This window comes from Xanthomonas sp. LF07-6 (assembly GCF_034105445.1).
GTDB classification, from domain to species: domain Bacteria; phylum Pseudomonadota; class Gammaproteobacteria; order Xanthomonadales; family Xanthomonadaceae; genus Xanthomonas_A; species Xanthomonas_A sontii.
In genome coordinates this window covers 1-5,665 of sequence record NZ_JAXGGI010000030.1, presented here as the reverse complement: position 1 = coordinate 5,665, position 5,665 = coordinate 1, and the positions used below count along the sequence as shown (strand labels likewise).

The 5,665-nt window shown below is 64.2% G+C and carries 1 protein-coding gene; it reads right to left on the bottom strand.

Features of this window, described 5'->3' with window-relative positions:
• The coding region (locus tag SLW56_RS20735; protein ID WP_320695401.1) for a non-ribosomal peptide synthetase at positions 1-5,587 on the bottom strand (5,587 nt) is incomplete at its 3' end.
• Between the last annotated feature and the right edge of the window lie 78 nt (positions 5,588-5,665).

The window sequence follows — 5,665 nt, the reverse complement described above, 5'->3', positions numbered from 1 at the left end:
CTGCTCGGTAGCCGATCGCAAGTCCGAGCTGCTGGCCATCCGGTATCACCGACAGCACCATGTCCATGCCCGATAGCGTCCCGCCATCCGTTGCCAGCGGTGCCGCATGCATTGCCAGCAGGATCTGGGCGACGGGATTGAACGGCGCGTCCTGCGTCGTCCGGCCGGCCAGCACCGCATCGCGTCCGTCACGATGGCGCCAGCTCCCTGTCCACTGCTGGTCCAGCGCGGAAAGGTAGGCATCGACCTCGAGCGTCGCGGTGCACGCCGGCCGCAGCAGTCCATACGCGGTACGCGCGAGCAGTTGCTCGAGACCGACGGGCGTGTTCGTCGGCTCGCGCACGGCCAGCACCGTCTCCATGTCGCCGCTGTAACGCGACATCGCGATGCCCAGACCCGCGGCCATCAGCAGCGGGATGCCGCCCTGCCGGCGCCCGGCGAGCGCATCCAGTTGCCGGACGACGTCGCTGGGAAGCTCCCAGGTCCAAACGGCTCCCTCCCTGACATGCTGTTGCAGTCCTGCTTCCAGGATCGGCAGGCCATGGCGCGGGGCGGCACCGCGGAGCAGGCCGGACCAGTATCGCTGGCTGGCGATGTTCGACGCCACCAATTGTCCTTCGTGATCGAACCTGGCCCATTTCCCGGTCGGCAACAAGGGGCCGACGGACGCGTCCGAGATTGCCGGCTGGAACGAACCCTGCTCGATGGCTGCCCGCGCACGTGGACCGCCCAGATGCAGTTCACCTTCGAAGCCGTAGGGAGCCAGTCGTCCCTGTGCGTCCAGAACATATAGCAGATCGCCAGCTTCGCTACCGGGGTAACTGGCTCGCGACGCGTGCCGTAACAGCCTTGCTTGTTCATCGGCCCCGAGCAGGGCGAGCTCGCCGACGGCCACCTCCGGTCTCGCCACGATGTCGTCCAGCAACGCGGTCAATTGCTCGGCCAAGCCGATAACGGTGCGTGGGCTATACAGCGACCGGTCGTAGTTGAGCTCGACAGCGGTTCCGCCGTTGCCGGCAGCGATGTTGAGGCTGAGATCGAACTTGGCCACTTCCTCCTCGGACAGGCGTGGCTCTGAAGGTGGCTGGAGCGAGTCATCCTGGTCGATGCCGATGACGATCTGCACCAAGGGGTTGAAGGCCGCGTTGCGTTCGGGGTTGAGCACCTCCACCAGGCACTGGAACGGGATGTCCTGGTGCTCCAGCGCATCGATGTTCACCTGCTTGACATGCTGCAGGAAGGACAGGAACGGCTGTCCGCCATCCACCTCGGCGCGCAATACCACCAGGTTCGCCAGCAGGCCGATGGTATCGGCTGCCTCGGGGCGATGCCGGTTCGAGGCCGGGGTGCCGATCGCGATATCGGTGGCACCGGTGCGCCGCGCGAGCAGCAGCGCGAATGCGGCGTGGAACAGCATGAACAGCGAGGTTTCCGTGCGCGAGGCCAGCGCTTCCAGTCCCTTGCGGCAATGTTCGGAAAGCGGCCAGACATAGCTGGCGCCATCGAATCGCTGTAGTTCCGGCCTGGGCATGTCGGTGTGCAGCTCGTGCAGCAATGGCAAATCTTGCAACTGGCGCTTCCAGTAATCGATGGACCCCTGCCAAGCGCCCTGTTGCAGTTGCCGGGACTGCCAACGCGAGTAATCGATGTATTGCAGAGGCCGCGCCAGCTCGGGCAGACCTGCACCGGCAGCCAACCGGGCATAGGCCTGGTCGAATTCGCGCCAGAACAGATCGACGCTCCAGCCATCGGCTGCGATGTGATGGACTCCCCAGGCCAGCGACGTTGCTTGTTCCTCGACGATGGCCGCGACGCGCAGCAGCAACCCCGAGCGCAGGTCGAAAGGCCGGCGCGCCCGCGCCTGTACCTCCTGATGGATCAGCGTCTTGCGCAAGGTGGAGGGCACGGAGAATGCATCGATCACGTCCATGCGCAGCGCGGCCGCGTCGTCGACCGATTGCCATAGCTCGTCGCCGTGCTCCTCGAAACGGGTACGCAGTGCGCCATGACGCGCCACGAGCCAAGACAGCGCCTGTTCCGCCAAGCGCAGGTCCAGCTCGCCCTGGAAGCGGCGGAGTCCGGTGATGTTGTATGCGCCAGCCGCGGCGCCGATCTGCTCCAGATACCACAGTTGCTTCTGCGCGAAGGATGCCGGGGCGCGAACACCGGCGTCGGCATCGGATTCGATCTGGCCGCCGAGGTCCGGCGCATGCTCGTCGATCTTCCGCGCCAGATCCGACAGGACGGGCGTTTCGAACAGTTGACGGATACTGAAACGCTTGTGGAACGTGCGTTGGATGTCGTTGAGAAGGCGGATCGCCAGCAGCGAGTGGCCACCGATCTCGAAAAAGCTGGTGTCGCGTCCGATCGTCGCCGGCTCGACCCGCAGGCGCTTTGCCCACAGCGATGCCAACGTCTTCTCGGTGCCTGTCTCCAATTCAGCGGCCGACGTCGCGCAGACCGGCTGGAAGGGATGGGCAAGCAGTTGGTCCGTGGCGATCTTGCCGTTGGCGGTCAACGGCAGCGCTTCCATGACGGCGTAGGCCGAAGGGCACATATATGCCGGCAATGCCGCCCTGATCTGGCGGTGCACGAGGTCGATCAGCACGTGCGCACCAGCGCCGAACGCGGAGGACTCAGGCACCAATGCCGCGACCAGTCGCGCTTCCGCGCCGCTGCCGTCCAGCAGTACCCGCGCCATGGCCAAGCCCGGCACCTTGAGTATCTGTCGCTCGATCTCGCCGGTAGCAACCCGGAACCCGGAGATCTTGATCTGGTCATCGCTGCGGCCGATGAAACGCAACTGCCCGTCAGCGCCCAGGCGGACCAGATCGCCGGTGCGATAGCTGCGATGGGCCAGGCCCTGCGCATCGACGATGGAGCCGAATGCGTCCTCTGTCTGCTCGTGCTTGCCCAGGTACCCCTGCGCGACGGAACTGCCGGCGATCACGAGCTCGCCGACGGCGCCGGGCGCGACGGGTTCGCCGCATCGATCAAGGATCATGCAGTGGCTGTTCGCCAGCGCAACGCCGATCGGAATGTCGCCGGCATCCGCATCATGGCCGGCGGTGTCGAAGCTGGTGGCGATCACCGTCGCTTCGGTGGGACCGTAGGTGTTGATTACGCGAACGCCGGCCAGCCCTGGAATCCGGCGCCATTGGCGCAGCATTTCAACCGACATCTTTTCGCCGCCGGCGATCACCAGGCGCAGCGACCCGGCGATCGTTGGCTGGTTGCCGCCCTCGCTCAACTCGCTGCACAACAGATGCCAGTAGGCGGTCGGCAACGAGACGACGGTGATGTCCTGCGCAGCGACATCCTCCCAGAACGAACGACCGGCCTGCCGACCGCGGCTGCCGACACACAAGGTCGCACCGCTGTACAGGGAGATGACCAGTTCTTCGATGAAGATGTCGAAGGACGGCGAGGCACGCTGCAGAACCCGGTCGCCGGCGTCCATGGCGTAGATCGCCTGCACCGACGCATGGTAGGACAGCAGGTTGCCGTGGCTCACCATCACGCCCTTCGGCTGGCCGCTGGAACCGGAGGTGTAGATCACGTATGCCAGCGTAGCGTGATCCGGCTGCGAGGTCGTTCCATCCGTAGCGGACAGCGCAGTCGCTGCCAGGTCCTCCCAGGCAATCGCATGCGCGCCAAGTTCGTCACTGCGGGCAGGGTTGGAGCGGCTGCCGACGATCAGTCGCGCGCCGCTGTCCTCGACCATGTAGCGCAGCCGGGAAAGCGGATAGTCCGGATCCAGCGGAACGTAGACCGCGCCGAGCTTGAAAAGCGCCAGCGTCACGATGACCAGCCCTGCCGAAGAATCCAGGTGCACGCCGATGCGATCGCCGATCCCTACCCCTGCGGCCTGCAGGCCCGCGGCAACCTGGTCGGCCGCCAGCGACAATTCGCCGTAACTCCACGACGCATCGGGCGTCACCATCGCGGTACGTGTCGGAAATGCGGTTGCCTGGCGCTGGAAAAGGTCGGACAGGTTGGCCGGTAGCTTCACAGCCGCGGTCGCCTTCAGGTCCGGCAGGCCTTGACGGTCTTCCTCCGCGACGACCGAAAGCCGGTTCATCGGTAGCGCGGGATTGGCCACGATTTCCGCTAGCAGATGCCGGAAACAGCGATCCATGCGCGCGATGCTTTCTGCCTGGAACAGATCACTCGCATAGCGCCAGACCAGATCGATGCCGTCGGCGCGTTCGACCGCGTCCAGCGACAGGTCGAACTTGCTGGTCACTGCGGATTCTTGCGGGATTGAAGCAAACCGAGCCTTGCCGAGGGAGAAGCCGGTACGCTCCTGGTTGTGCAAGGCGAACATGATCTGGAACAGCGGGTTGTACTGCAAGCTACGGCTTGGCTTCAGCTGCTCGACCAGATACTCGAAAGGAACCGCCTGGTACTGGTACGCATCGAGCAGCTGCGCACGGCAATGGCGCAGCAATTGCTCGAAGGATTGTGCGCTGTCCACGCGGGCGCGCAATACCAGCGTATTGACGAAGCAGCCGATCAGGTTCTCCTGGCTGAAATCGTCCCTGCCGGCGATCGGAGTGCCGATCACGATGTCGTCTTCGCCGCTGTAGCGCGACAGGAGCAGACTGAACGCCGAGTGCAGCGCCATGAACAAGGTCGCGCCGAGCGATCGGGTCAGGTATCCAAGTCGCTGTGCGACATCGGCCTGCAGCCGGCTGTTCACGGTGCCGCCCCGATAGCTTTGTTGCGCAGGGCGCGACGCATCCAACGGCAGACCGTGCACTTCCGGCAGGTCTTTCAGGTAGTCCTTCCAGAACGCGCAGCCCCTGCTCATGTCGCCGCGCCGGAACGCGCCGTCCTGGCGACGCGCAAAGTCGGCGTACTGCATCGGCAGCGGTTCCAGCGTCATCGTTGTGGCGTCGCCGCCTTCACTGAATACCTTGTAGAAGTGGTTGAGCTCCTTGATGAAGATGGACAGCGACCAGCCATCGGAAGCGATATGGTGCATATGAATCATCAATCGCTGTTCGTCGGCTCCACAGTCGACCACACCTACCCGCAACATGAGATCCCGGTCCAGGCGGAATGGGCGCTCGGCATACTCTTCGCAGTTGCGCCGCCACTGCAGCTCCTTTTCGGCGGCATCGCCGTGCAGGACGAAGCGCTCGATCTGCAACGTACCTTCGGATCTCAGCACCTGATAAGGCTCGCCGTTCTCCTGACCATAGACGGTGCGCAACACGGTGTGCCGCGCGAGAATCGCGTTCAATGCACGCTGCAGCGCTTCCAGATCCAGCCCGCCCCGTACCGAGAAATTGCCGCCGATGTTGTAGAGATTGCCGCCCTCGAGTTGTTGCAAGAACCAAAGCCGACGCTGGGCGAAAGACAACGGGCTGCGCCCGGCCTTGGCGTGGACTGGCATCTCGCCCTGGGTTGCCGACTCCGTCTGCACCAGCTCGGCCAGCAACGCCGCCTTGTTATTGCGGACAAGATCGCGTAACTCATCGGTCAGTGAACCTGTCGGTCCGATCACCTTGAGGTTTTCGCCATTGGCGCGCAATTCGATGTTGCGGGTGCGCAACATATCCAGCAATTCGGTGGCGCTCATACGTCGAATTCCTCCATGGTGTTCTCCTGCTCCGTCGCCAGTTGCTTTCCCGGTTTCTTCGTTGTCGCGATCATGCAG